The sequence below is a fragment of the Reticulibacter mediterranei genome, from assembly GCF_016587455.1.
In genome coordinates, this window is the sequence record NZ_BNJK01000002.1 from 2,475,467 (window position 1) to 2,502,190 (window position 26,724).

Genomic DNA, 26,724 nt, shown 5'->3' on the forward strand with positions numbered 1-26,724 from the left:
TGTCCCTACGTATTAAAACTCTCTGTGTGAGGATAATAAACGTTGGCGTTCATTATCAACGCGAGATCACAAGTACACACCTGGCGCACAGCAGCACAAACAAGGGGAATGCTCTGGCTAATGATCGGTGAGAGCCGTTCGCCAAGGCAGAAATTTGCGCCCGTCATGGTCACTACCACCACTGGTGGACAGTGACCATATACTGTTGTTGTCAGCGCTGCTAGTTCTTCCGGCGTTGTGTAATGTGTGCCTATGGGACCAGGTTGCGCAGAGGGAGAGAGCGGACGAACGCGCAATTCGCCCAACTCTCCTTCGCGGCTGGCATCAACCATGATAGTTAGGTCGGCTGCTGCCATCCACTGCGCCAACTCTGGAGTCAACTGATGAACCATGTGAATATCGCAACACATGTCGTCGTCCTGGGAAAGTTGTTCTGCCACCTTCCATCCCAGGCCATCGTCGCTGCGTAGCGGATTGCCAATACCAATGATCAGCGCGTGTGTTCTAGCGGATACGTTCATCGACAATGGCTCCGTCAGCGTTGAACACTTGCACATGCAGTGGCATCTCACCGAGCGCATGCGTAGAGCAACTCAAACACGGATCAAAAGCGCGGATCACGGCTTCCATTCGATTGAGCATGCCGTCTGTGATGTGCGCATCCTTGATGAAGTGCTGGGCAACTTGCAGGACGCCACGATTCATCGCTAAATTGTTGTGGCCAGTTGCGATGATCAAATTGGCCGAACGAATCAAGCCATGTTCATCAATCGTGTAGTGATGGATAAGGGTGCCGCGCGGCGCTTCGGCGACGCCGATTCCCTCAAGCTGGTTCGGTTCAGCATGTGCTCGCACTCTTGGGTTCAGGATGTCTGGCTCGTTCAGTAGCTCCTCCATGCGCTCACTAGCGTACAGGATTTCGATGAGTCGGGCATAATGATAAAAGAACGAACTGGTGCGGGCCTCGCCATACGTTTCCAGGAATTCTGCTCTCTCTCGATCCGCTTGTGGCGTGCCGCAGCGCTCGCTCACCAGAAGCCGAGCTAATGGCCCGACACGGTACATCCCCGCTTGCTCTCCGAGGGGTCTGTAATAGGGCGATTTGAGATACGTCCAGTTTTCAACCTTCTCTTCAATGAATGTCTGATACTGGAGCGGATCGAGCTGGTCTGCGACGACGCGTCCATCCGATGTGACGATTCGCCAGGTGCCATCGTAATGCTCCATTGTCTTTGCGTCGTTAACCAGTCCCATGAATAACGATGGGAAATTCGCAAAGCTAGCGATCTCCTCCCTATATTGTGATAGTGCCCCCTTGAACCACTCTAGCGTGCGCAAGGTGATCTCCCTCGCTTCGGGAAGCATTGCCACCATCTGATCGCGCTTTTCTGCCGACAACGGCTCGCTCACACCACCTGGTACGACCCAGGCAGGATGGATGCGCTTGCCACCCAGCAATTCAATGATCTGTTGCCCGATAGATCGTAGCCGAATGCCGTCTCGTGCCATCTGGGGGTGTTGAGCCAGGATGCCGAAGAGGTTGCGCTGTGCCGGATCTGCATCCATCCCTAACAGCAAATCAGGAGCAGACAGGTAGAAAAAGCTGAGGGCGTGGGATTGCATGATCTGCGCGAGATTCATAATACGGCGCAAGGTGACGGCTGTTGGGGGGATGTGTACCGCTAGCAGAGCATCACACGCTTTACTGGAGGCGATGAGATGGCTCACTGGGCAGATACCGCATATGCGCGCCATGAGAGAAGGCATCTCAGTAAATGGGCGTCCCTCACAGAATTTCTCGAAGCCGCGAACCTGCGTCACATGAAAATGGGCATCCTCTACGCTCCCTTTTTCATCTAGTTGCAAGGTGATTTTCGCATGGCCCTCGATACGTGTAACGGGATCTATCGTAATGCGTTGTGACATGGCTTCCTCACTTTCCAAACCGTGTATAGCCGCTCATATCGGGAAGACGACCGGCCAGCAGTTCTGTCAGAGCGAAGTAGAGCGCGTCGGCCGGGGGAGGACAGCCGGGCAGGAAGGCGTCCACCGTGACGACCTGGTGAACTGGTAACACGCGTGGCAAGAGGCGGGGAACAATCTCGCTGGGAGCGTTGCGCAGGTAGATGTGCTGCAATACTTTCTGAGTACCAAAGGGATTACGCATCGAGGGCACGTTGCCAGTGACGGCGCAATCGCCCATTGCGATTAACAGGCGCGTGTGCTCACGAATCTTCCTGATCTTCGCCAGATCCTCCTCGCTGCTGACCGATCCTTCAACCAGCGTCAAATCCACCTGTTCTGGAAACGTCTTCGTATCCACGAGAGGACTATAGACTATATCGATGGATGCCGCAAGATCGGCGAGTCGCTCATCCATATCGAGCAGGGACATATGGCATCCCGAACACCCATCGAGCCAGACGGTCGCGACCGAGACTTTTCTTGTGATTTGTTCGCTCATGACTGTTGCCCTCGCGTTCTCTTCAAGTAGGGTAAAAAGCCTGGATGTTTCACTGATTCTGCCACTGCCTTGCCTTTCTCGACCAATGCTCCTGTTGGGCAGACTTGCACGCATTTGCCGCAACTGGTGCATGAGGTCGAAGTACCCCACGGCTCGTTCAGATCTGTGATGACGCCGCTGGCAATACCACGCCCCATGACATCCCAGGTGTGTGCCCCTTCAATCTCATCGCAAACACGCACGCAGCGTGTGCATAGGATGCAGCGATTAGGATCGAAGAGAAACCGTTGGTGTGAGGCATCGATCTGGCGGCGTGGTGAAACATAGGGAACGCGTACATGATCCATGCCTAATCGCTGTGCCATCGATTGCAATTCGCAATGGCCGTTCGCGACACAGACAGAGCAGATATGGTTGCCTTCGGCAAACAAGAGTTCAAGCACGGTTCTTCGGTAGCGGTCAAGGCGTTCAGAGCACGTCTGCACTTCCATGCCTTCTTCGACTCTGGTCACACAAGCTGGCAATAGCTTGCTCGTGCCCTTCACCTCAACCAGGCAGAGGCGGCACGCGCCAATTTCTGATAAGCCTTCCAGATGACATAGGGTGGGAATGAAGATGCCTGCTTCCTGAGCAGCCTCCAGGATCGTTTCGGTCTCGCGTGCGCTGATATCACGACCGTCAATGACCAGCGTTTTTACTGTCATGACTACACCTCCTGTGCCACAGCCTCAAATTGACACTGTCCGGCTGGGCATCGATGATCAGTAATGTGTGCCAGGTATTCATCCTTGAAGTATTTCATCGTGCTGAGAACGGGGTTGGGGGCAGCCTGTCCTAAGCCGCACAGACTGGTATACTTGACTGTCTCACACAGATCCTGTAGCAGCTCCATATCTTCGAGGTTGGCTCTCCCCTGCACAATCCGCGATAACAACTCGTACATTTCTGCCGTTCCCACTCTGCAAGGCGCACATTTGCCGCACGACTCAGACATACAGAATTCCATGAAGTAGCGGGCCACATCCACCATACATGCAGACTCATCCATCACGATCATCCCACCCGAACCCATGATCGATCCTAGAGCGGTCAGTGATTCATAATCGACCGGCGTGTCCAGATGCTCGGCAGGGATACAACCACCGCTTGGCCCACCTGTTTGCGCTGCCTTGAAGCCATGCCCATCAGGGATGCCTCCGCCGATCTCTTGAATAATGGTGCGCAAGTTGGTTCCCATCGGCACTTCGATCAAGCCCGTATTGACGATTTTGCCAGCGAGCGCGAAGACTTTGGTGCCCTTGCTGCGTTCCGTGCCAATGCCAGCGAACCATTCAGGCCCGTGCTCAAGAATGGGCGCAATATTCGCATACGTCTCCACATTATTAATCAGGGTCGGAGCGTTCCATAGCCCACTCATTGCAGGAAATGGAGGACGTGGGCGAGGTTGACCTCGTTTGCCCTCGATACTGGCAATCAGAGCAGTTTCCTCTCCGCATACGAAGGCTCCAGCTCCTAAGCGGATGTGGATGTTGAAGTTGAAGGACGTACCCAGGATACTATTGCCTAACAACTGCACGCGCGTCGCCTGCCGAATGGCCGTTTGCAATCGTTTGATCGCCAGAGGGTATTCTGCGCGAACATAGATGTATCCCTCATTTGCCCCTACAGCATAGGCCGCGATTGCCATGCCTTCCAGTACGCGATGGGGATCGCTTTCCAGCACGCTGCGATCCATGAATGCGCCCGGATCACCCTCATCAGCGTTACAGATGACGAATTTTCGTGAACCGCTGGCCTTGGCGACGGTACCCCACTTCAGTCCGGTAGGATAGCCTGCGCCACCGCGACCACGCAATCCACTGAGAGTGATTTGATCGATGACCTGAGCCGGGGTTAAATCGCTCAACACATGGGCTAATTGTTGGTAGCCGCCGACTGCAAGAGAGTCTTCCAGTCGCTCCGGGTCAATTTCACCTGAGTTGGCTAGCACAATTTTTGTTTGCTGAGTGAAGAATGGTCGATTGGTTGGACAGATAAGTGTAGCCGGTGGCGTTCCACTGCTCAGGCTCTCGATGATCGTAGGGGCGTCATCTGGTGTGACCGCTTGATAGAGCGTTTCCTTCTCGTTCTTCTCTGAAGAGCGAACGGAGACCAATGGTCCAGCGCTACAGAGTCCCATGCAGCCAACACCCTTCACACGGCAATGCTTCCAGCCGCGTTCTTGAATCTGATGTTCCAGACCCTGTTTCACCTGATCGCTATGCTGCGATAAACAGCCTGCTGCAACACAGACACGTATGGTATGCTCAAAAGCTCTGGCAGCCTCGTTTTCTTCTTCAGCGACTCTGGGCAGATCGTCTGGTGTGAGTGCTTGTATCATGATTTTGTCCACCCTTCTAAGGCAGCGAGTGTCCGCTCAGGAGTCAGGTTGCCAACGACATCCTCATCCATGATGGCGGCAGGAGCCAGGCTGCATGATCCCAGGCATCGTGCTGTCAGCAGTGAGATCTCGCCGTCCTCTGTCGTTTCTCCGGGCGTGATATGATATGCCTTCGTCACGGCGCGGAGAATGGCGGGGCTGCCTTTAATATAGCAAGCTGTACCCTGGCAGAGAATACACCGATGGTGTCCTTCTGGCTTCAGTGTGAAGGCATGATAGAACGTCGCCACTCCATAGACCAGGCTTGGAGGGATATGCAGTTCGTTGGCGACAAAGCGTAGCTCGGTCGCGTCGAGATAGCCGTACGCGCTCTGCACTGTGTGTAGCGTTTCAATGAGAGCATCTGGAGCGTAACCATTTTTACGCATTGTCGCGATGATCATTCGCCGTCTCTTTTCCTCTGCTGAGAGGACCGGCGCAGATTTCACCATCTTACATCTCCTTGTCTCTTCAATAGTCAAGCAGGAACGCCGTTAGGCCGCTGTGCTGTAGAGTTTCACTCATCCTGGGAGATCATCTCAATCGAACGAATGAAGCACTCGTCCTGATGAGAGATCTCCAGTGCAACATCTCCACACAGAGGGCATGTCGCTGGAGATGAAGTACTCTCAAAGCGGTGTTGACATGAGAGGCATTGATAGGTTGCTGGAAGCCATGAAAGGGTCAAGGCGGCACCTTCGATGGGAGTATTTTGCGTCAGCACTTGGAAATACTGGCGCACTGCCTCTTCTGTGAAATGCCCAGAGGTTCCCAGCACAAGTTCTGCCCTGGTCACACGGGCAGCTCTTTCTTGTTCCATCGATGCCAGGATAGTTTCGACGACCCTTTGCATCACTGCTCCTTCGTGCATAAGGTGTATACCTGCCTTTTATTTCGTGTGCGAAGATTGTTCTTCTCGGAGAGAAGTGTAAACCCATTGGCACACACGAGCGTCACAAATGCGTAGAACACATCACAGTCTTGTCACAAATTGTCTCCTTGTGTGTTCTAGCAAATGCGTGGTAATGGATCACCCACCAGCATGTCCAGCACGCGGGTACCTCCAATCTCTGTCCGCAAGAAGACCATCGATGCGGGTGTAGCTTGCACGGTGCCAATAATGGCCGCATCTTTTCCCTGTGGATGGGCATGCATCGCTGCCAGTGCGCGATCCGCCACTTCTGGGGCCACGATTGCCAGCAGCTTCCCCTCATTGGCAATGGTCAGTGGATCGAGGCCGAGGATTTCGCATGCTCCACGAACTTCAGGACGCACCGGAATCGCACTCTCATCGAGGAGGATCGCAACTTCTGAGGTCATAGCCATTTCGTTGAGCGCTGTCGCAACTCCTCCTCGCGTTGGATCTTTCATGCTGTGGACACCATCTCCTGCTACTTTGAGCAGGTCGGCGACCAGAGTATGGAGTGGGGCCGAGTCACTGCATATCTCGCATTCCAGATCGAGCATGTCTCGCGCCAGCATAATCGCGATTCCGTGATCCCCAATGGGACCGCTCAACAGGATCTTATCTCCTGGTCGTAGTTGATCTTGCCCGATGGTTCTCTTGCTGCGCACGACACCGACACCAGCAGTATTGATGAAAACGCCGTCAGCTTTGCCTCGTTGCACAACTTTCGTATCTCCTGTGACGATAGCAACGCTAGCCTCGCGTGCTGCTGCCGCCATAGACTCGACGATACGACGGAGGTGAGCAATGGGAAAGCCTTCCTCTAGAACGAAGCCCGCCGAGAGATAGAGTGGTTGCGCGCCTGCTACTGCCAGATCGTTAATCGTCCCGTGAACTGCCAGCCTGCCGATATCTCCTCCGGGGAAAAACAACGGATTCACGACATAGGTATCGGTCGTGAATGCCATGCGTACGCTCTCGTGATCTGGCGCTGGCGTGAAGACGGCTGCATCGTCCAATCGATCCAGGAGAGGATTTGAGAAGGCTGGTGCGAAGATCCCCTCGATCAAATTATGTGTGGCTTTGCCTCCACTGCCGTGACTGAGCGTGATATGCTCATCGCGCAGGTAGAATTTATTGCGCCTGGCTTGTCGTGCGCGCTCGATCTTATCAAGCGTTGTCAACGTTTCTTTATCCTGGGAATTGATTGGCATATCCATAGCATTGTCCTTTCCAACACGTTGTGAAAGATGGTGCCAGTGCATACTCAAGCCAGTGTCCGTGTACGTTCGGTTGCTACCCCGAAGCGACCATAATTGTAATAGGCAGCACAGGCTCCCTCTGATGAGACCATACAGGTGCCTATAGGAGTTTCAGGGGTACAGGCTGTGCCAAAGACTTTGCAATTCCAGGGTTTGATGACTCCTTTGAGGACTTCACCGCACTGGCATGCTTTCGGATCAGCCACACGAATGCCTGGAACCTTGAAGCGCAGCTCGGCATCCCATGCGGCAAATTCCGGTCGGAGCTTGAGTGCACTCTGCGTGATGAAACCCATACCGCGCCACTCAAAGAAGGGGCGTAACTCCATCGTGCGTGCCATCACTTGCAGAGCTTTTTCGTTACCATCATGGCGAACCACTCGCGCATATTGGTTCTCAACTTCGGCTCGCCCTTCACTAATCTGTTTCGTCAACATTGCAATAGACTGCATGATGTCGAGTGGTTCAAAACCGGAGATGACAACTGGCTTGTGGTGATCGCGTGCGATAAAGGTATAAGGGCGCATGCCGATAATCATACTCACGTGGCCTGGACCCACAAACCCATCGAGACGTAAATCTGGTGAATCGAGAATCGCTTTGATTGCTGGTATAACGTTCACGTGGTTGCAGAATATCGAGAAGTTTTGAATATTTTCGGCTTGCGCACGCAGCAAGGTCACGGCGGTAGAAGGAGCAGTTGTCTCGAAGCCAATTGCGAAGAAGACCACCTGGCGGTCAGGATGCTGGCGTGCCAACTTGAGGGCATCGAGCGGCGAATACACAAAGCGGACATCCGCTCCACTGGCTCTGGCATCGAGTAAGCTGCCTTGCGATCCTGGGACACGCATCATATCACCAAAGGTGGTGAAAATGACCCCATCGGTGCGCGCAATAGCGATTGCGTCATCGATGCGTCCCATCGGCAGTACGCAGACTGGACAACCGGGGCCGTGTACGAGATCGATAGTGCTAGGTAAGAGATCCTCAATGCCGTGCTTGTAGATGGTGTGAGTGTGGCCTCCACAGACTTCCATGAACTTGAGGGATTGGCCTTGACTGCGTCTTGCGATCTCCTCTGCCTGGCGGTGGATCAATGTCGAGTTCCGATACTCATCGACGAATTTCATATATTATGCTCCTTTCTCCTGGCGGGCTATGGCTACTCCTCCGTGAACCAGTAAGAGGTCTCCAGGAACAACATCCTCAACTAGCGTCATATCGATTTCCTCCGCCTGGTTGCTTCCCTCTACGAGAGCAACTCCGCTTGCTGGATCGATGCGCAGAACGCGAACAAGTAATATCTCATCGGAGCATGTCAGACAATGATCACCGGCCTCCGGTTGGCAAACCGGGAGTTGAACGTGCCTATGGACATCTTTCATTTTCATCATCCCTATTCGATCTGGCTGGCGTGCAGCATTTTCAACTCGTCGGCATATGTCTGGCCCATGCCTTGTAAGAGTTTCATCGTCTCCTGTGCCTCACTCTCATCAATCTTACTCATGGCAAACCCAACATGGATCAGAACCCAATCGCCTGGTTTGATGCCTTCTCCAGCCAGTAAAGCGACGCTTACCATCCGCTTTACCCCAGACACATCAATTTTCGCGATCTGGAATGTGTCATCTACCATCTCGACAATCTGACCAGGAATACCAAGGCACATAACTGTTCTCCTTCTTTTCTCTTGTACAACAGGTGAATGCCGAGCACAATCAGTAATCAGGTGCGTAAGTGTGCAGCGGCTACTGCGAGTTGTCCCAGGCTGATACCTCCATCGTTGGGAGGAACGCGGCGATTAATAGAGACCTGAAAGGCTCTTTCTTCAAGATTAGTCATCAGTTGTTCGAGCAAAAGCCGGTTCTGGAATACCCCACCACTTAATGCAACTCTGTTGCACCCTGCCTGTTTGCGCGCCTCGACGCAGGCTATTGTGAGCATGTGAGTAATGGACAGGTGAAAGCGTCGGGCGATGCGGGCCGGAGGCTCACCACGTAAGATATCATCCGTAATAGCTGTAATGATGGGAATGACATCCAATATGGCAGGCTCCCCCTGTTGCCAGTGGAATGGATAGCTTGTTACCTGATCGCGGCATGTCGCTGCCAGTACCTCTAAGGCGATGGCAGCCTGACCCTCATACGCAACTTCTGCGGCATGGAGTCCTAACAGGGCCGCAACCGCGTCAAAGAGGCGTCCCAGGCTGGAAGTCGGTGGGCAATTCACCCCTTTCTCGATCATCTGTGAGAGGATGTGCCATCTTGCACGGTTTATGGCTCGCACAAAGGGGATGTCCAGATCCAGGAAAGCATCTCCGTAGGCCCTGGAGAGATACACGGCTCCCATGCGCCAGGGCTGGCGTACAGCCTGTTCGCCGCCGGGTAGCGGGATGTAGGCCAGGTGCGCCAGACGTTGAAATTGCAGCAGGTCTGCCATCATAATCTCGCAGCCCCAGATGGCACCGTCTGTTCCGTATCCGCTGCCATCAGCAGCAATGCCGATAACCGGTTCAGTTATCCCGTGCTCTGCCATCACACTGGCAATATGCGCATGGTGGTGCTGAACTGCTATTTTGCGAGGAATGGGTGTGTCAAGCGCATATTTCGTGGCCAGGTATTCTGGGTGTGAGTCGTAAGCGATTGCTTCAGGGAAGATATCAAACAGGCGTTGGAAGTGTTCAATGCCTTCACGAAAAGACAGGAGGGTTTCCAGATTTTCGAGATCTCCAATGTGATGGCTGACAAATGCTTGTGTTCCTTTCCCAAGACAAAAGGTATTCTTGAGATGTGCTCCACAGGCAAGCAGCGGTACTGGCAGATCGAAAGAGAGCGTTATTGGTTCGGGCGCATACCCACGAGCACGACGGCAAAACTGCTCACCGCCAGCCGTAACCTGCACGACTGAGTCATCACAGCGCATATGAATATCCCGGTTGTGGATGAGCATAGCCTCGGCGATGGTATGCAGGCGTTGTTGTGCATCCTCATCGTGATAAGCGATCGGTTCTTCGCTCAGATTGCCGCTCGTCATCACCAGAGCAGTTGGTCTTCCTGGTTGGTGAGCGGCGGCAAAGGCGCTGAGCAGCAGGTGATGCAGGGGCGTATAGGGGAGCATGATACCCAGGGAATCATAGGCTGGAGCAACGTCGGGAGCCACCAGATTGTCATCGCGCCGCTTTAAAAGCACAATAGGGCGATGGCGTGAATGCAGTAGCTGGGCCTCCGCTTCACTGACCCAGCAGAGTTGTCGGGCTGCGGTTATATCGGGAACCATGAGAGCAAATGGTTTGGCTTCGCGCTGTTTCCCCTGGCGTAAGCGTCGAACTGCTTCCTGCTCGAATGCGTCACAGGTCAAGTGATAGCCACCCAGCCCCTTTACTGCGAGGATTGTCCCCGTTGCAAGCAATTGTGCGGCCTGGGTGATGGGGGTCTGGCATTCGATATGGTGCATGGTGCCGTCCTCGCGCCGGCCCAGAAGCGAAACGTGCGGACCGCAGACCGGACATGCATTGGGTTGGGCGTGGAAGCGGCGGTTGAGTGGATCTGCGTACTCCCGTTGGCAAGAAGGGCACATAGGAAAAACGCGCATAGTCGTCTTGTCTCGGTCGTAAGGCACGTCCTGAATAATGGTAAAGCGTGGCCCACAATTCGTGCAGTTAATGAAAGGATACTGGTAGCGTCGGTCGGTAGGATCGAAGAGTTCTCGCAAGCATTCATCACAGGTGGCAGCATCGGAAGAGATGAACGCGCGACGTTCGGCTCCGACTTCGCTGTGTACGATCAAAAAGCTTGTCTCGTGGTGTAAGGGAATAGGCTCACAGGTAAGTGAAACAACGTGAGCCAGGGGCGGAAGTTCTTCTCTCAGCGCCCGTTGAAAAGCAGCAGTAGCTTGACTCGTTCCTTCAATTTCAATCGTCACGCCGATGGTGCTGTTGAAGACAAACCCGACGAGGCCGTGACGGATCGCCTGACTATAGACGAAAGGACGAAAACCTACTCCTTGCACCATACCCTGTACGATGAGACGTTGTCGGTGCAAAAGTGTCTCATGTAGATTGGTCATTCCTGCACTTTTTCCTCTCGTTCATCCTTTTCTGGATATCTTCTAGAGAGGAGAATACCTCATGTACGGCATATTCAGATCACAATAAGCAACAGTTTTCTCACAAATGCATCACAGGTTTTGTGAGTATGTGAAGGAGATGTCATAGCCGTTCTCAAAAACAGCCCCTTCAGCAGCCAGCGCTCCGCGTTGCACTACCTAATGGTTGTCAGATCCTACAATTGATTTTATTCCTACTCAAAAGGCAATCTCGCTTTATAAAGTGAATACATTTAAATATTAAGCAATTAATCATTGATTTTTACCTCTATGTATGTTATTTATTATCATCTGAGACTTGATCAGAATACCCGGCAATATTCTAGTCGTGTTTATATTATTGATGTACTTCGTATCACCCACAGATGAAAGAAAGCAAGGAGAAACAATATGGCACAGGTGAAGCGAAAGGGCCTGCACGACGGGGTGATGACAGAGTTCACCGTCTTTACGAAAGTCAAGCCAGGACACGAAAAAGCCGTGCGTGAAACGATTGTGCAAGCTTCCCAAAGTCCCCGCCGACGAGAGGCCGTTCAAGAGATTGGCACCTTGCACGAAGCCAGGTTTGTCCTCTTCGACAACGACACTCAACTCATGTTCTGTAGCAGCTTCGACGGCACCTGGGATAAGTATATCGATGACTTTGCCAACACGTACATCGCGGATCTGTTTGATGCTACCTTCTCGCATTGCGAGGGCTATCCGGGCATCAAGGACCCGGGCATCAAGGACTGGTTCATGACGAACGCACAAGAAGCGGTCAATTATATTTGTGCCTATCCAGATGCCACAGTCAAAGAGATCTGGAAAGCGCTCGATGTGGAAAAAGCGTACCAGAAAGTGCTCGACAACCCTGATGCTGGGCAGGCCCTGCAAGCCCCTGCCTTGAAACCGCTGCTGGAGCAAGCCTCCACGTAATCAGAAGAACAAGCGCAGCGATGGCTGTCATCGGCCATCGCTCATCAACCAGGAGAAGACAGTGATGCAAGGAACGACAGCCATACTTGAACTGAACGACATTCAGAGCGGTGTGCTCCGTCCTCGTCAAACGCCCTACGTAGCGACGTACCTGCTGTTGCGTATTGACAATCCAGCGGACGGGCGTGCGATGCTGAAGCGACTTACTCCTCTGGTCGCATCGGCTGCCGATGTGACCAGCCCGGCGGGAGATGCCTGGGTGATGGTGGCGCTTTCCTATCGCGGTCTTAAGGCGTTGGGCGTTCCACAAGCATCGCTTGAAAGCTTCTCACCGGAGTTCCAACAAGGAATGGTTGCACGTGCGGAAGAAATTGGCGATACGGGCGAGAACCACCCCGATCACTGGGAGAAGCCGCTTGGCTCCTCGGAGGTCCATCTCGCAATTGCTGTGACCGCGCCTGATCGCACTCGTCTGGAGCAGGTTCTCTCTCGTGCAAAGCAGTCCTACCAAGAGTTATCTGGGGTGACGGTAATCTACCGGCAGGATTGCGCTCAACTTCCCACCGGACGTGAGCACTTCGGCTTTCGCGATGGTATCGGCCAACCGGCGATTGAGGGGAGCGGTCTCACTGGCAGCAATCCCCAGGAAGCTCCGCTCAAGGCCGGTGAGTTTGTTCTGGGGTATCCTGATGAGTCAGGAAGGTTGTCTCCGATGCCTCAGCCAGAGGTGCTGGGTCGCAACGGGTCGTATGTGGCCTTCAGAAAACTGCACCAGGATGTGCCTGCGTTCCGTCGATACCTGGCAGCTCATTCCACGAGCGCGGAGCAGGAAGAATGGGTGGCAGCAAAGATGGTTGGTCGCTGGCGCAGCGGTGCGCCACTGGCGCTCTCTCCAGAACACGATGACCCGGAGCTTGGTGCCGACCTGAAACGCAACAACGATTTTCTGTACTATGACGACGATCCCAAGGGCTTCAAATGCCCACCAGGCTCACATATCCGGCGTATGAATCCGCGCGACCACTTCAAGCACGAGGCAGTCCAGGTCAATCGTCATCGCCTGATACGCCGTGGGATGAGCTATGGTCCACTGCTTCCTGAAGGGGCTCTAGAGGACGATGGAGTCGATAGGGGTATCATCTTCATCTTCGTTGGAGCCTCACTTGAGCGGCAGTTCGAATTTGTCGAGAGTGAGTGGGTCAATCAAGGGATCTTCATTGGGGCCACCAACGAAAAAGATCCACTCAATGGGCCCAATGACGGGACAGGCGTACTTACCATCCCCAAGCAGCCCATCCGCCAACGTCTCATCGGATTGCCACAGTTCGTGACCACTCGCGGCGGTGAATACCTCTTTCTGCCCGGGCTGCGAGCTTTACACTGGCTAGCGGAGGAAACACCATGACACAAAACTTTGTGCGCTACAGTCCTGAGCTTGAGCATGCTGATCCTCACTTCGATGAGGCCCTGCAGACGGTCATAGAGCGCACCAGGCAGTATATCACCGGATCGGTCAAGGCTGAGGGCGTTGGGCGAGCGGTGCGAGATGCGCATGCCAAAGGCTATGGGTTGGTCAGAGCGGAGGTGGACATTCTCGGCGGGCTTGCCCCAGAGTACGCCCAGGGGATCTATGCACGACCTGGTCAACACGAGGCTCTGATCCGTTTCTCCAATGGTTCTCCCCATGCCGGAGCAGACGCCCGTCTGGGCAATGGAGTGGGCATGGGCCTCAAACTCTTTGGCATCGACGGCCAGACGCTGCTGGAAGACGAGCCAGACTCCCATACCTTCGATTACGCGCTCATCAACGCTCCCATTTTTTTCTGCAACACGGTAGAACATTATCTGTTTATCCAGTATTTGTTTTTGCACGCAGATGAGTATTTCAGCCGTGGTAAGCCAGGCTTCCACCAATTCCTTCACGACTGGGTGACAGGTATGGGGACATTAGCCCCGGAGGATTGGGCCTGGGATGAGCTGGCCGCCTTCTTATCGTTTCAGCATCTTCAACCAGTCAATCTCCTCCTCTCCACTTACTGGACTATGGGGGCCGTGCGTCACGGTGAATATGTGGCCAAAGTGCGTGCGGCACCGACAAAGGAGTCTGCGGAGAAGGTGACTCGCCGCCTTCTGGATCGAACGTCCGCCCAGGAGGTCTTTCATCCTGCATTGGTCGCCGAGTTACAAGAGCACCCCTGCACCTTTGATCTGCAGGTACAGTTGTGTGTGGATCTGGAGAAGATGCCAATTGAGGATGTAACTGTGGAGTGGCCGGAACAGCTCTCGCCGTTCGTCACGGTAGCAAGGGTGCTCCTGCCGCAGCAGGATATATCGGGGCAAGAGAATCAGGAGCAGATGGATGCTGTCTCGATCACACCCTGGCGTTGCACTGAGGAGCATCGCCCGCTTGGCAACATCATGCGTGCGCGTAAGGAGGTGTACCGCCAATCGTCTCTTCAGCGCCATCAACTTAATCATCAGGTGCGTAAGGAGCCGAAGAACCTTGCAGAAGTCTTTGGTGTCGTCGGATCGCCTCCGGCAAAGCCGTGAGGTGCCTGACTATTCAGACGGATCTCGCATGCAGTAGAGAGGGCAGCGATCCTGTGGCTCCAGTACCTTGTATCAAGAGCTACAGCTTTGCCCTCGCGAGGCGACAAAACATGGCTCGTCCAAACTCTTTATTTTTGTCAATGCACAGAAAGGAGAGATCGCAATGGAAAGACAGAGGATGTCTACGTCGGAAGAACTTATGCATCTTCCCTGGTGGATGGTGTTATTAGAAGGGATTGCTGCTCTCATTATTGGTGTTCTGCTCTTGACTTCGCCAGGCATGACCACGCTAGTGCTCACCCAGGTATTGGGTTTTTACTGGCTCATTGTGGGAGTGCTCGCCCTCGTGAACCTCTTTGTTGATCACTCCCTGTGGGGATGGAAGTTGTGCTCTGGTATTCTTGGGATTCTGGCAGGGCTGGTCATCATTCGCCATCCTCTCTGGAGTACCTTGTTCATCCCGGCGCTTGTGGTGCTGGTGTTAGCTGTCCAATCCTTGATACAAGGGGGGATCAAGATCTTTGAGGCGTTCCGTGGTGGTGGATTTGGTGCCGTTATTCTTGGCATCTTGAATATTCTTCTCGGAGTAGTGCTGCTCTCCGCTCCTCTTATGGCCGCATTTGTTTTGCCACTGGTCGTTGGGATCTTTGCTCTCATTGGTGGTGTGGCCGCGATTTTTGGGGCTTTTCGCTTACACAACAGTGCTCTGAGAGCTTCGATCCAGCAAACCCCAACGTAGAACCGAACAGGCGTAAGGAGTGGATGATGAAGAGAAGTGCGGTACTTTTCCAGAGTACACCTGGTGCCAGGCTCAATCCAGTGAAAGGGTGCTACACCGCGCTGGCGCTCTTTCTGCCTTTGGTCGTCCTGGGCCTGCTTGGGCATGTTGCATTTGGTGGCCAGGTTATGTTTGGTGCGTTGCTCACTGCATTTGGAAACGTTGGCCCATTCTCGCGCATGCAGGCAAAGAGCTTGCTGATGATTGCTGTGGGTGGCGCGTTCATGACGGCGCTTGGCCGCCTCATTGGTGGATTGTGGTGGGTAGAAGGGATAGAAATCTTTCTTGTTGTCCTACTCAGTGGGCTGCTCGCCGCCTTTGGTCAAGCTATCGCAGGGGTAGGGTCCCTCTTGACGATCATATTTGTGCTTTCACTGAGTACTCGCGCTGGTCCTGCCACGGCGTGGTCATCGGCAGTGGGTTTCCTGTTGGGTGGGGCGAGTTTGTTGGTGTTCGCGCTTGTGTTTGCAAGGCTTCAGGCAGGCCATCGTATCCCAGAAAATGAAGCACATAGTAGGATACGACCAGCGCTCAACACACTCACCACGCGCCTTACGTGGACCTCGCCATTGTTCCGCTTTAGTGTGCTGCGTGCGCTGGGGGCCGCTGTTGCCTCGGGGATCGGTTGGGTTCTCAGTGGACCCTATCCCTATTGGGCAGCTCTCACCGTCATTATCTGTGCCAGGCCACAGAAGAGGGCCTCAATGGTGTTGATACTCCAGAATATTGTGGCGACGTTGCTTGGTGCGGTGTTGGCAGACCTTACGATTGCTCTTGTACAAAGTGATCTGGTAAGAGGACTGCTTGCTATACCAGTCACCTTCCTTGCTTTCACCGTCAAAGAACTCAACTACGTGCTTCACCTTTTCTTTCTCACGAACCTGATCCTGCTCGTTGCCAGTATTGGGCATGCCGACCACGCCTTCATCGCATGGCGTGTGCTTGCCATCTTAATCGGCTCTGGGATCGTCCTGGTGATCACGGCGCTGAACCAGGCATGGCTGGTGAAAAACGAAGCCGTGCCAGAAGTGTCTTGACTGGAGGGACACAGTTCATTTTTCAGTCTTTTCAGGGACGAAGAGCGGAATCGATCAGTTCATCGCCTGCATCTGAGCAGTTTTCTTCTATGAAGGGTCGCGATGAGATGGAGACACCACTATCAACTGAGATCATTCAGCCCAGGGATTTCTATGATGTATTAGTGACGTTCAAAATTCCAACAGGGGAGCACGATTGGTGGCTCATTCGTTGGGGGTTGATTGCCGCAATTAGTCTCCTGGCAGTGTGCTGCTTTTTGGCGACGATGACATTTGAGAAAATCAGCCTGTTTCAACTGCTTTTGGGGTCGCTTGCGGTCCCGCTCGTGATGGGAGTATATATCTTTTTTCCCATCGCAATGGCGAACGTCTTCAACCAACTGTGGAGGACTGGGACGATTGGAAACTATAGGGAGGATAGATCAGGGGAAATGACGTATCAGGATCTTGTCACAACCCTCTCTCGCCAGACTCATTCCCCCTGGTTGGACATTGTGGCGCTCTTGATCGTTGTCCTGTTCTGGTCCTACCAATTATCTCCTTCTCTGCATCACGGAGAAACACTGCTTAGCAACGCTCACTGGACACAACTGCTTCTCGCCTGCCTCAACACGCTTATCGGCTATGTTGCTCTTCTCTGTATTGTGCGGCTCTTACTTGTAGCGGCCACTATCAATCGCGTCTTCCATTTCTTCACGATCAACGTGTTCCCTTTGCATCCTGACGGCTCAGGAGGACTGGGGGCACTACAACAGCTATTGTGGATCAGCACCGTCCTGTTGGCTGGAGGACTCTGTTTTGTCATTTCTCTGAGTTCACGAACGACGGACCACGTCTATGTCCTCACGCTTCTTCTCGGCTACCTCATCTTATTTCCCGCTATGCTGGCGGCATGGTTAGCATTACCTCATCGGGAAATGGTGCGAGCGCGCAACGCGCATTTACAGGGACTTGCCGATGCGTTTGACAAAACTATCGAGGAGACGGAGACAGCAGAGGCAGCGGCAATACCAACGGATGCTATTACCCAAAAAACTGAGCGATTAGCGGCCCTCCAGAAGCACTATGATCAAGTGAAGGCGAGTTTCCCCACATGGCCGGTAGCGATTTCCTTCTCAAAACGGTTAGGACTCACCCTCTTCTTGCCTCTGCTCACGTCTTTTGTTCCGGCTGTGATCAATATGGTGACAAAGATCTTGAAGTAGGAGACGAGTATGACAAACCAACTCAGCCCACTGCCCTGGACCTGGATAACAATGCCATGTACAGCGTCACATCGGAATGAAATGGGTTCACGCCAAATGAGAATTCTCTATCCTTTGAGCGATTCCGGGCGTATGATTGGCAGCACTTCCAATGGGACCGCTGGAAGGATGCCAAGCTGCCTCAAAAGCGGCAATCTAGTAACATCGATCCAACGCTCCTTGATTTTTCCATGCTCCACTTTATAGATTCCGGCAGACATCCATCGGGCATACTTATTCGTTGCTGGTATGCCAAAGAATTCGCTTCGTTGAGTTCCACCTCCAGTCATCTGCAGGTATCAGAGCACATGTATCCTTCGTGTGAGAGGATGTGGTTTTTTGATACTTCTGACAGACCCATTTATTCGCCAGACACGCGTGGGACTGATCTGTTCATCAGGCGAATCGCCAGCAGAGCGATCCAAATGCCGCCGCCAATAATGCCAATCCGTTCAATGAGTCCTGTTGGTCCCCCGTCTAACAATTTGGCGGTGAGGACGAAGGCGACATCAGAGGCGGCGACCAGCAGACCAGTGGCAACCGAATACCAGGACCAGCTACGCCTTTCGAGCGCCGCATCGCGCCGTGCCAGCACAAAGCAAGCCGCAATCAGCGAAGTGAACTGAAGTTGACCAAAGATGATATGAATGGCTCCGTGAATGGTGAGCGCGCTCGACGCTCCTGGTGGGTATCCTAGCGCCGGGTCGGGAAGGATAGGCCCGGTGGCGATGAAGGTGAGGCCATAGATGCCGAGCAGGATGGGTCCCCATGTAGAACCACGTCCGGTGCAAAGGCGCAGCCTCATCCCCATGGCAAAAGCGAGCAGGAGCGCTCCGGTGACGATGTAGTTGCTGATTTGTATCCATCCACCATCCCCTAGTTCGAGATTGCTGTCGGGGACTATCCAGGCGTTGTAGCCAGGGCGTATGGCCCCAAGGATGAGAATGACAACACTGTTGAGCAGCGGAGCAATGACACCGCAAGCCAGCAGCAGTCTCATCGCCGCTGACTGCTCTCCAGTACTTTGTGCTGAGGTTTCCATGTGTTTTTCTCCTTTGACGTAAGATGAGGGAGTCATGATCGTGTGTTCCTTTCATGATTGCTTTGGTGAACAGGCTCCTCCTGTGAAAGTCGTGATCAGGAGAAAGCCAGGCCGACTTCCGAGAGAGGTGGGCACAAGACATAACCACATGTGGGTTCCATACGCATCCACGCTGCGTGTGAGAAAGTTCAACATGCGTCAAGCATTTCCGAAAATCCAGGCAGTAGCCCGCGACCAGCACTCCTCCACCAGCCACTTGCAGTGCCGAAGAGTCATGGAAGAAATCGGCGTCAATCATCTGCTATCTTCGTACCGATGGTGATACGCACAAAGCGCGCAACAGGGCCCGGCTGCGCCTGTACATCCAGACCCGCCTGTTCAAAAAGCATGCGCATCTGCGCTGCACTGTGAACACGTGGAAGCAGCCATGCAAGCCAGGTGGGTAAGGTGAAATCAGCGAGAAGAAAGGAGCCACCAGGTCGCAACACTCGGGCGACCTCACGCACACCGGCAGCCTGATCTCGCCAGTGATGAAAAGAGATGGTCGAGAACGCTAGATCGACCGAGGCATCCTCCAGTGGCAATGCCTCACCGGAACCCATGGAGAAGCGAGCCTCTGGTGTGAGCTGGCGTGCGACTTCCAGCATTTTGTGCGCCGGATCGACCCCAGAAAGGCGTGCCTCCGGCCAATAGTCATGCACTTTCCGCAAGAGTCTCCCGCTCCCACAGCCGATATCCAGCACACTCGCCGGTTTGAAGCGGCTGGCGGCTTGATGTAATACGGCAGAGTGAACCGGATCAAACAGGTGTTGCTGCATCCAGGAACGTTCGTACGTCGATCCCCAGCGCTCGAAGAGTTCAACATCAAGTGTGTGGTGTTTGCTTTTCATTTTCTATTTTCCATCTTTCTCCTTCTCTGTTCAAATTTAGGAACAGCATGTTTGCTACCAAATATGCTATTCTGAGGAGAGATTACAAGGGGAGGTTCTTCCCGGCAAGCACAAAGGAGGGAAACCGTTCTCTACCGAACAACTGGCCCTGATTGTTCGTTTAAGCAAGGGAAATACTCGGAGGCCGAACCCCTGCTGCAACGAGCCTTACACCTGCGGGAACAGGCATTGGGTCCGTACCATCCCTGGCTTGCTTCTTGCCTTCACAGCCTGGGCGACAGCAAGCGTTATCGATTTGGGAACAATCTCTCGGGGTCCACCATCCCAAGACGTACGAGACGCGCGAGCGCCTGCGGGCGGTGCTGAGCGCATTGAGCAAGCCCCAGAAAGCAGCAGATCTGGAGAGAGCGCATCTGGATCACACGAAGGGGGAAAACGAGCAGATCACATCTCAGCAGCCATGAGTTGAGAAGCGTGATCTGCCCGCTGTGTGCAGTCAAAACGCCCAAAATGGTGTGACACTTGACATCTTCAAGGGGCAGGTGGGCATTCCAGAGGCCTTGCTCCCGGGCGGTAAAGGATGTGCTTTTCTGATGATGGCTCTCCTTGTAGCTCTTTTCCTGCTGAATGATGAGCTTACTAGCTCAAGAATAGGGCTAAGAATCATAGAGGCACGTTCCCAACCTTCACCCATGTCTTCCCGCCATCACTGCTCCTGTATATCCCCATCGCTGTATTTGACTCTACAGCCAGAGCCACCCCTTGTTGGGAGGAAAAGAACTGCGCCATATATCGTTCAAATGGATTTTTCATCGGCGATTTGACCCACTGCCTCTTATTTAAAGTGTAAAGAGTAGCATATTTTGTATCTTCATTCCACCCACTTTCCAGAATATGATTGCCGTCTATTACTGTGTAAGAGGAATCGTCACTATTGCTGGTTGTGTTAGGGAGCAATGTTCCATTTACTTTCCAGGCTTTCCCAGCATCTTGCAATGTATACTGATAATGATGGGTTATCTCCAGATTCTTCCCACCACGAAAAGTTACTAGAAGGTTGCCATCTTGAGCTGTTTCAAAAAGAGGCTGGATTGAGTATGGTCGATTGACCTCCTGCGCGGGCAAGGTCAGGTTGTGTTGCTGCCAGGTGATGCCACCATCGTGTGTAACAAAGAGCGTTGAGGGATAGTCATGCAGGTCAGGAAAAGGGTGCTGTGGGTCATCGACCTCGGCAGCCAACCAGCCAGTGTGAGCATTGATAAAGGTGAGGCCGTTAATATCATATTTAAAGGGCAACTGGCTCACCTGCTGCCATGTCTTTCCACCATCTGTGGTATGAAACAGTACTTCATATGCTACGGGCTCCATTGGGACTGGCCGTCCGCCGCCACAGCCACCAATCATATTCGGTGCGGCAGTCACCCAGCCCTGATGATGATCCAGAAATGTCCATTTGTAGGTCGCTGAGGTGTCTTTCATCACAGGGGTTCTGGGAAAGTCATGGCGCTGCCAGGTTTTTCCGCCATCATCTGTTCGATAGAAGAACAGACGTGAATGAGGATAGCCGGAAATGTCAACCGGGACCAGCAGAGCCATAGTCTCGTCAAAGACCCAAAATTGAAAGGGCTGCGCGGTCAGCTCGGATGGCCGGGAGAGAAGCTGCCAATGCTTGCCACCGTCAGTAGTGCGATACAATATTCCTCCTACACCACTATCATCTTGAGGTCTCATTCCCCATCCCACCTGCGCTGTAATCATGTGCATGCCAAAGCCTGTCCAGCCCTGGACGCTTTGAATGGAGAGGGTTGTGTTATTAACAAGCACTCCAGAGCCTGGAATTTTTGGTAGAGGAGCTGGCACCAGCTTTTTGACTGTGGACGATCCTGGTATATTGCAGGCGCTCAATAGGAGAAACAGTAGGAACGTAGTTCCTAGTGTATGAAATACTGGTTTCAAATGAAAGTTAGCAAGTTTTCGAAGGGCATAAAATGAAGCAAGAGATTTCATAGAAAAATTTTTTAGCAGTTTCATAGAAGTATCCTTTCTCTGGGAAGAACGAGAAAACGATACTTCTATAATATCCTGCACTTATGGGTTTATGGTGTGAAATGCATCACATTTCTCGCGCAATTTATCGTCTCGCGCTGTCTGGTCGTTTGAAATCTACAAGGATGAATACGTCTATCATTGTGTCGTAATATTGCATAAGGGCATATCTGCGTTTTTCTGCGACTCTCCACACGAGCGGAATTGCTGTGGACATATGCAGCGAGATGAGCATAGAGGAGAATGTGAACAAGCGCAGCTACAGAAGACAGGGCGTGAGCAATGGGTAGAGATACTGAAGATCTTCCTGGTCAGATGAGCCTAGTAATGCTCGAAGAGCGTTGCCAGCACGAAATGAAGAAATTCGGCGGAGAGGAACCATCTACTGATCGCTATTGTCTAGAGATTTTTTATCGTGCTCTCATCAATCAGGATGAACAAGCATGGAATGTAGTGGTGCGAAGTTTCAGGCGTCTGATGAAGGCATGGCTACACCGTCATCCGTGCCAAGACACTGCTTTGCGTTACGACAGCGAAGAGAATTACATTGATTCTGCTTTCTCCCGTTTCTGGCAAGCTACCAGTCGCAACCAGAACCTTGACTTTCAGTCAATGCGTTCTGTACTCTTTTATTTGAAGGCATGTGTCGATGGAGCGGTAAGAGATACCATACGGGCTCACTCGCGACCGGTATTGCGACTGCCTGAACCTGGTGCAGATTTCTCGTTCGAGGAGCCAGTCGCTGAAGAACATGACGAAAGCATTGATCTCTGGGATGCTATTACCAGCATCCTGCCGTCCAGGCAAGAAAAGCGCGTCGCATTTTTAATCATTTATTGCGGCCTCAAACCCAGACAGGTGATCGAGCAATGTCCTGGTGAGTTCAAGGATGTATATGAAATCTATCGCATCTACCGTAATGTTGAAGAACGCTTGAGGCGCAATGCGGATCGACTGCGCTGGCGACTCACTTCTGAGGGGAAATAAACGTGCCGCTGTGGTGCAATACAGGGTAACAATACTCAAGAAAATGACCTGCGTATCGTTCCTACAATAGAAGAAGAGAATGTATCATAGTAGCGCGAATAACCCTACAGAGTAAAAGATAGAGATAGAGATAGAGGTAGGACGAACGATGAATTGTTTCCATCATGCCGCTCCCAGCGACGAGAAGCTGATTGGTTTTGCTCTCGACGGAGAAACATTCTCAAAGGAGGCACAAAGCCACCTTGCTCAATGCGAAGTTTGCCAACAGCGCATCGTCCACTATCAACAAAGCTATGCATCTCTGATTTCGTGCTGCTATCGCAGTCAATGCCCAGCAGGAATAGAACTCAGCCTCTATGCAGCAGGTGCTCTTTCTGAGAGCGAACGCCTTCATATCGCTAACCATGTCATACATTGTCCGCTCTGTAGCACCGAAGTCGAGGACACGTACCGCTTTCTGCGAACTCCACCCGTCAAATTTTCCATGTTTTCTTTTCCTCCGCTTGTCCCTGCACGCCGCATTTTTGCTATGCTCGTCAAACAACCAGAGATGCAACTTGCATTGCGCAACGATGAGTGGGAGTCATCCTGGCCTCGTCAATATACATCTGGATCAGTTGACATTTCCTTACATCTTTCCCACACCAACAGCGGTGAGCATATCCTCCTCGGTGTCTTGACTTGTACTGATCCTGACGAGGATGTGGAAGCCCTGACTGGTATGCTTGCTGAACTCTATACTGCACCCTGGCCTGCTGGTACTACGAGTGAGCAAAGGGAATCTCTCCCCTCATTATGGACGCAAATAGATGATATGGGCAATGTTGTCTTCAAACCTGTACCCATTGGAGAATACGTCATGGTGATCCATCTTCCAGGCTGCGAAATAATTGTTGAAGGATTGGTTATCGATCACAGTTGATGTTTACTTTATTTCTGGCGGTAGACCTTTAGCTCTACATCTGTAGACAGGGGCTGCCATGCACTCGTTCGTGGGGAGAGTGAACCATCGTATATGGAGAAAGAACTATTTTTACGGTATTTACGCGACTATACATTGGAAGAAGGTCGTGCCTACATTCGAGAGCATATCACGGCACTAGCCGATCATACCATTGTTGGCGAATGGCTGGCGGATGAAGCTCTGCGACTCCTCTACACTCCTTTTCTCTCGCTCAAGATAGCCGAACTGCTCATCTTCTTCGGCGAACTTACAGGACATCTTTCATCGCATGCGCTTGGCCTCAAGGCAAAAGGCGATGTCTTGTCTGAGATTAGACATCATGAAGCGGCGCTGGAGCATTTAGATGCTGCTGCGCAGGAATTTTTAGCTGTGGGAGACAAGGCAAACTGGGCACGCTCTCGCATCAGTTGGGTCACATCAGCAGGTTGGCTCGGTCGTATCGATGATACACTGCAAGTAGCAGAGCAAGCTCGTCTCGTTTTTTCGCAACTAAATGAGCTCTATTGGGTTGGCGTTATCAATAATAATGTGGCTGTCATCTATGAATTTCGAGGTCAATACCAGGAGGCCCTCAAGCTCTATGAACAAATACTCGCCATTTTTGCTACAGCCACCGATCAAAATGAGCTATCTCTTCAGCGGTCCATAGCGATCACTCAGGTCAACCAGGCAAGAAGCCTTTCCTTACTTGGCGATCTGATCAGCGCTTACGAACTCCTCCAACAAGCACAGGCGAGCTTTACTACTCTGAAAGAAACGGCATTAGTGCATGTTGTTGAGTATGAACTGGCTCATCTTGATTACACACAAGGGTATTATGGTTCAGCATTGCGGCGCTACTATCAGGCTCTTGATGGCATGACTCAGGAGAACGTAGAGAATCCCTTCGTTCTGGCTGAACTCAAGCTGTATATGGCGAACTGTCTTGTGAAACTGGATAGGGCGAGGGAGGCTTGTCTGGTGTCGGAAGAAGCGGTGAAGATCTATCGGCAATCTGGCATGGCATGGAATACAGGTAACGCACTCTATGAACATGCGAAAGCACTGTTAGCGGCAAATAGGCTCGAAGCAGCTATTGGTATTCTTGATGAAGCGTGGACACTTTTTACTCATGGTGGCTTTGAACCATACGCTTTTGCGACCAGGCTCCAGCAAGCAGAGATCTTGCTTCAGATGGGATTGTTCACTCCAGCTTATGCTCAAGCACGAGAGGTCAAACGGTATTATGATGCTCAAGGGCTTGTCATTCGCTCCCTTGAGGCCAGCCTTCTGATTGCCAGTGCATTGATTGCCAATGCACGGCAATCAGCTCTCCTTGAGGAGAAGGAACTGCAAGCGGCACTGTTCCAGGAGGCAGTAGGGCTGTGCAGGCAGGTTATCTTCCAGGCACGTCAGCATCATTTGCAAGGAGAAATCTATAAAGGCCACTATCTTCTAGGAAAAGTCTTTGCTCTTCAGCACAAACTCTCCAGGGCAGCAAAGCACTATGCAGCCGCTATTGCGCAGATCGAGCGCATGCTTGATGATCTCGTCTATGATCTCTCACCATCATTCCTACGCACCACTTGGGCAGTCTATGATGATATGATTGCGCTGTGCCTTCAGCAGTCTCAACCAGAGAAGGCTTTTTACTATCTCGAACAGGCACGATCTATGGCCCTTCGCCAGCGCCTGGGCAGATCTGGCGCGGCCCTCCCAAAGAGCATACAGGCGGGAAATGCGATTTCTCCCATGATTCTGCGCACCCAATACGAACTCAGAGATTGGCAGGAGCAACATCGCAAATACAGCACGCTTCTCACAGAAATTGATACCTCGCTCTCGCCAGAACTGAGGAGAGATCTCATCGCAACTGAGCTCAAGCATTGTGAGGAAAAGCTGAATGAACTGTTTGAGCGCCTCTATCTCTACGAAGCGAGTTTCCCTGCACAATCAGCCACCCCTCGTTCCAGGAAAGTGAAGCGGCGAGAACAGGCAATACCCAGAATACAACACACAGATATTGCGCAGATACGCCAGTATCTTACTCCAGATCACCTGCTTCTCTCCTACTATTTTCATCAGGGGAAGCTTGTCATTTTTGCGATCACAGCAGAAAAATTGATGGTTTATGAACAGCCAGATGGACAGGCCGAATTAGAGCACCTGTTGCTTCTCCTTCATGCCAATTTTCAAGCACAGGGCAAGTTCGGTACATCGGCATCACAGGGCGTCCTTCGTCGCTTGCTCAAGAAGCTCTATATGCTCTTGATAGCGCCGATCACATCTTTGTTGCCTCGCGCATCAGGATGCGTAACTATCGTCCCTTATAATTCACTCCATAAACTCCCATTTCATGCCCTCTATGACGGCTCTCGCTTCTTGATTGAGCATTACCAGATAAACTATCTTCCAGCAAGTAGCCTGTTGACGCATCTTGCTCTGCGTATCGATCAGTGCCAAGATACGGGAAAAAGAACAGTAAGAAGACCTCCGTTAGTGTTTGGTTATTCATATAAGGGACATTTGCAACGAGTCCACGATGAGGCAAGAGCGATAGCATCCCTCTTAGGTGGCGACTACTATCTTGAAGAAGAAGCCACTATTGCTCGCCTGCTTCAGCAAGCGCCGTCCAGTCCTCTCCTTCACATCGCGACGCACGGTCGAAACAGATTGGATGCCCCAAATTTTTCCTATGTGCGTTTAGCCGACGGACAGCTCAACGCCCTCGATGCCTTCAGCCTCGATTTACACCACTGCGAACTGGTCACATTAAGCGGCTGTGAAACCGGATTAGCCTTGAGCGGCGGGGGCGACGAACAACTGGGGCTGGCGACGGCTTTCCTCGCTGCCGGGGCAGCCTCTCTCGTCATCAGCTTGTGGGCTGTAGAAGATACCTCGACCAACGAACTCATGCGACATTTCTACCAACATCTTTTGCAAGGAGAGAGCAAGGTGCAGGCACTGCGGTCGGCTCAATGTAAGCTCTTGCGCCAGACAGATTCACGGTATGCTCACCCCTATTTCTGGGCGGGATTCCGTCTCGTCGGTGATGTCAGTCCATTGAAGTATCACATTGATCACCCGTCATAAAAAACATTCCTGTTCAGGCAAATCGACCCCAAAAAAGGAG

General features: G+C 52.4%; 26 protein-coding genes and 1 pseudogene. 11 read left to right on the top strand and 16 right to left on the bottom strand.

The window, feature by feature from the left end:
* Positions 1-5 precede the first annotated feature (5 nt).
* The 12 genes from K3T83_RS49660 to hypF form a co-directional block, all read right to left on the bottom strand.
* On the bottom strand, positions 6-521 hold the full coding sequence (locus K3T83_RS49660) for a hydrogenase maturation protease (RefSeq protein ID WP_220210558.1): 516 nt from the start codon (positions 519-521) through the stop codon (positions 6-8).
* Complete coding sequence (locus tag K3T83_RS49665; protein ID WP_220210559.1) at positions 505-1,926, bottom strand: Ni/Fe hydrogenase subunit alpha; 1,422 nt, start codon at positions 1,924-1,926, stop codon at positions 505-507. The genes K3T83_RS49660 and K3T83_RS49665 overlap by 17 nt, the downstream gene beginning before the upstream one ends.
* A 7-nt stretch (positions 1,927-1,933) precedes the next feature.
* Complete coding sequence (locus K3T83_RS49670; RefSeq protein WP_220210560.1) at positions 1,934-2,464, bottom strand: NADH-quinone oxidoreductase subunit B family protein; 531 nt, start codon at positions 2,462-2,464, stop codon at positions 1,934-1,936.
* The gene (hoxU, locus tag K3T83_RS49675) at positions 2,461-3,168 is read right to left on the bottom strand and encodes a bidirectional hydrogenase complex protein HoxU (RefSeq protein ID WP_220210561.1); all 708 of its coding nucleotides are present in this window, start codon (positions 3,166-3,168) and stop codon (positions 2,461-2,463) included. Before hoxU ends, K3T83_RS49670 begins: the two co-directional genes overlap by 4 nt.
* Before the next feature lie 2 nt (positions 3,169-3,170).
* Positions 3,171-4,844: an NADH-quinone oxidoreductase subunit NuoF gene (gene nuoF / locus K3T83_RS49680; protein ID WP_220210562.1), complete on the bottom strand. Its 1,674-nt coding sequence runs from the start codon at positions 4,842-4,844 to the stop codon at positions 3,171-3,173.
* Positions 4,841-5,335, bottom strand: a complete 495-nt coding sequence (locus K3T83_RS49685) for an NAD(P)H-dependent oxidoreductase subunit E (protein WP_220210563.1) — start codon at positions 5,333-5,335, stop codon at positions 4,841-4,843. Before K3T83_RS49685 ends, nuoF begins: the two co-directional genes overlap by 4 nt.
* A gap of 65 nt (positions 5,336-5,400) precedes the next feature.
* Positions 5,401-5,754, bottom strand: coding sequence for a hydrogenase maturation nickel metallochaperone HypA/HybF (locus K3T83_RS49690; protein WP_268963591.1), 354 nt, complete (start codon positions 5,752-5,754; stop codon positions 5,401-5,403).
* Between the two features lie 137 nt (positions 5,755-5,891).
* Complete coding sequence (gene hypE, locus K3T83_RS49695; protein ID WP_220210565.1) at positions 5,892-7,004, bottom strand: hydrogenase expression/formation protein HypE; 1,113 nt, start codon at positions 7,002-7,004, stop codon at positions 5,892-5,894.
* 53 nt (positions 7,005-7,057) lie between these two features.
* A complete protein-coding gene (gene hypD / locus K3T83_RS49700) occupies positions 7,058-8,182 on the bottom strand; it encodes a hydrogenase formation protein HypD (protein ID WP_220210566.1) in 1,125 nt (374 codons plus the stop codon).
* Between the two features lie 3 nt (positions 8,183-8,185).
* Positions 8,186-8,437: a HypC/HybG/HupF family hydrogenase formation chaperone gene (locus tag K3T83_RS49705; protein WP_220210567.1), complete on the bottom strand. Its 252-nt coding sequence runs from the start codon at positions 8,435-8,437 to the stop codon at positions 8,186-8,188.
* A gap of 11 nt (positions 8,438-8,448) precedes the next feature.
* Positions 8,449-8,721 carry a HypC/HybG/HupF family hydrogenase formation chaperone gene (locus tag K3T83_RS49710; RefSeq protein WP_220210568.1) on the bottom strand — a complete coding sequence of 91 codons (273 nt, stop codon included), beginning with the start codon at positions 8,719-8,721 and terminating at the stop codon, positions 8,449-8,451.
* A 56-nt stretch (positions 8,722-8,777) separates the two neighbouring features.
* Positions 8,778-11,117, bottom strand: coding sequence for a carbamoyltransferase HypF (gene hypF, locus K3T83_RS49715; protein WP_220210569.1), 2,340 nt, complete (start codon positions 11,115-11,117; stop codon positions 8,778-8,780).
* A 429-nt stretch (positions 11,118-11,546) separates the two neighbouring features.
* On the opposite strand from hypF, the gene K3T83_RS49720 reads away from it, so the two are divergent.
* The 6 genes from K3T83_RS49720 (at position 11,547) to K3T83_RS49745 (ending at position 17,644) form a co-directional block, all read left to right on the top strand.
* Positions 11,547-12,074, top strand: a complete 528-nt coding sequence (locus K3T83_RS49720) for a hypothetical protein (RefSeq protein WP_220210570.1) — start codon at positions 11,547-11,549, stop codon at positions 12,072-12,074.
* A 64-nt stretch (positions 12,075-12,138) separates the two neighbouring features.
* Positions 12,139-13,479: a Dyp-type peroxidase gene (locus tag K3T83_RS49725; protein WP_236065251.1), complete on the top strand. Its 1,341-nt coding sequence runs from the start codon at positions 12,139-12,141 to the stop codon at positions 13,477-13,479.
* A complete protein-coding gene (locus K3T83_RS49730; RefSeq protein ID WP_220210571.1) occupies positions 13,476-14,624 on the top strand; it encodes a catalase family protein in 1,149 nt (382 codons plus the stop codon). The genes K3T83_RS49725 and K3T83_RS49730 overlap by 4 nt, the downstream gene beginning before the upstream one ends.
* A gap of 163 nt (positions 14,625-14,787) precedes the next feature.
* Entirely contained in the window at positions 14,788-15,363 is a 576-nt protein-coding gene (locus K3T83_RS49735) for an HdeD family acid-resistance protein (RefSeq protein ID WP_220210572.1), read from the top strand.
* A 23-nt stretch (positions 15,364-15,386) separates the two neighbouring features.
* Positions 15,387-16,439, top strand: coding sequence for an FUSC family protein (locus K3T83_RS49740; RefSeq protein WP_220210573.1), 1,053 nt, complete (start codon positions 15,387-15,389; stop codon positions 16,437-16,439).
* An 89-nt stretch (positions 16,440-16,528) separates the two neighbouring features.
* Positions 16,529-17,644 (top strand): hypothetical protein, encoded by a 1,116-nt coding sequence (locus K3T83_RS49745; RefSeq protein WP_220210574.1) that lies wholly within the window; start codon positions 16,529-16,531, stop codon positions 17,642-17,644.
* 107 nt (positions 17,645-17,751) lie between these two features.
* On the opposite strand, the gene K3T83_RS58310 is transcribed toward K3T83_RS49745, so the two are convergent.
* From K3T83_RS58310 to K3T83_RS49760, 3 genes are all read right to left on the bottom strand, one after another.
* Positions 17,752-17,973 (bottom strand): ester cyclase, encoded by a 222-nt coding sequence (locus K3T83_RS58310; protein ID WP_220210575.1) that lies wholly within the window; start codon positions 17,971-17,973, stop codon positions 17,752-17,754.
* 71 nt (positions 17,974-18,044) lie between these two features.
* Positions 18,045-18,725 carry a DUF998 domain-containing protein gene (locus K3T83_RS49755; RefSeq protein ID WP_220210576.1) on the bottom strand — a complete coding sequence of 227 codons (681 nt, stop codon included), beginning with the start codon at positions 18,723-18,725 and terminating at the stop codon, positions 18,045-18,047.
* A 290-nt stretch (positions 18,726-19,015) separates the two neighbouring features.
* Complete coding sequence (locus K3T83_RS49760) at positions 19,016-19,615, bottom strand: class I SAM-dependent methyltransferase (protein WP_220210577.1); 600 nt, start codon at positions 19,613-19,615, stop codon at positions 19,016-19,018.
* 81 nt (positions 19,616-19,696) lie between these two features.
* On the opposite strand from K3T83_RS49760, the pseudogene K3T83_RS57510 reads away from it, so the two are divergent.
* Positions 19,697-19,849: pseudogene (locus tag K3T83_RS57510) on the top strand (tetratricopeptide repeat protein); the annotation flags it as partial.
* A gap of 23 nt (positions 19,850-19,872) precedes the next feature.
* Complete coding sequence (locus K3T83_RS56795) at positions 19,873-20,079, top strand: tetratricopeptide repeat protein (RefSeq protein ID WP_236065252.1); 207 nt, start codon at positions 19,873-19,875, stop codon at positions 20,077-20,079.
* A gap of 199 nt (positions 20,080-20,278) precedes the next feature.
* Here the strand turns inward: K3T83_RS56795 and K3T83_RS49770 are convergent, their stop codons facing one another.
* Positions 20,279-21,439 (bottom strand): exo-alpha-sialidase, encoded by a 1,161-nt coding sequence (locus K3T83_RS49770; protein WP_220210578.1) that lies wholly within the window; start codon positions 21,437-21,439, stop codon positions 20,279-20,281.
* Positions 21,440-21,943: 504 nt separating this feature from the next.
* Between K3T83_RS49770 and K3T83_RS49775 the strand changes: the two genes are divergently transcribed.
* The 3 genes from K3T83_RS49775 to K3T83_RS49785 all read left to right on the top strand — a co-directional run bounded on the left by K3T83_RS49775 (position 21,944) and on the right by K3T83_RS49785 (position 26,684).
* Positions 21,944-22,648 carry a hypothetical protein gene (locus K3T83_RS49775; protein ID WP_220210579.1) on the top strand — a complete coding sequence of 235 codons (705 nt, stop codon included), beginning with the start codon at positions 21,944-21,946 and terminating at the stop codon, positions 22,646-22,648.
* 148 nt (positions 22,649-22,796) lie between these two features.
* Positions 22,797-23,570 carry a hypothetical protein gene (locus K3T83_RS49780; RefSeq protein WP_220210580.1) on the top strand — a complete coding sequence of 258 codons (774 nt, stop codon included), beginning with the start codon at positions 22,797-22,799 and terminating at the stop codon, positions 23,568-23,570.
* A 93-nt stretch (positions 23,571-23,663) separates the two neighbouring features.
* A complete protein-coding gene (locus tag K3T83_RS49785; protein WP_220210581.1) occupies positions 23,664-26,684 on the top strand; it encodes a CHAT domain-containing protein in 3,021 nt (1,006 codons plus the stop codon).
* Positions 26,685-26,724 lie beyond the last annotated feature (40 nt).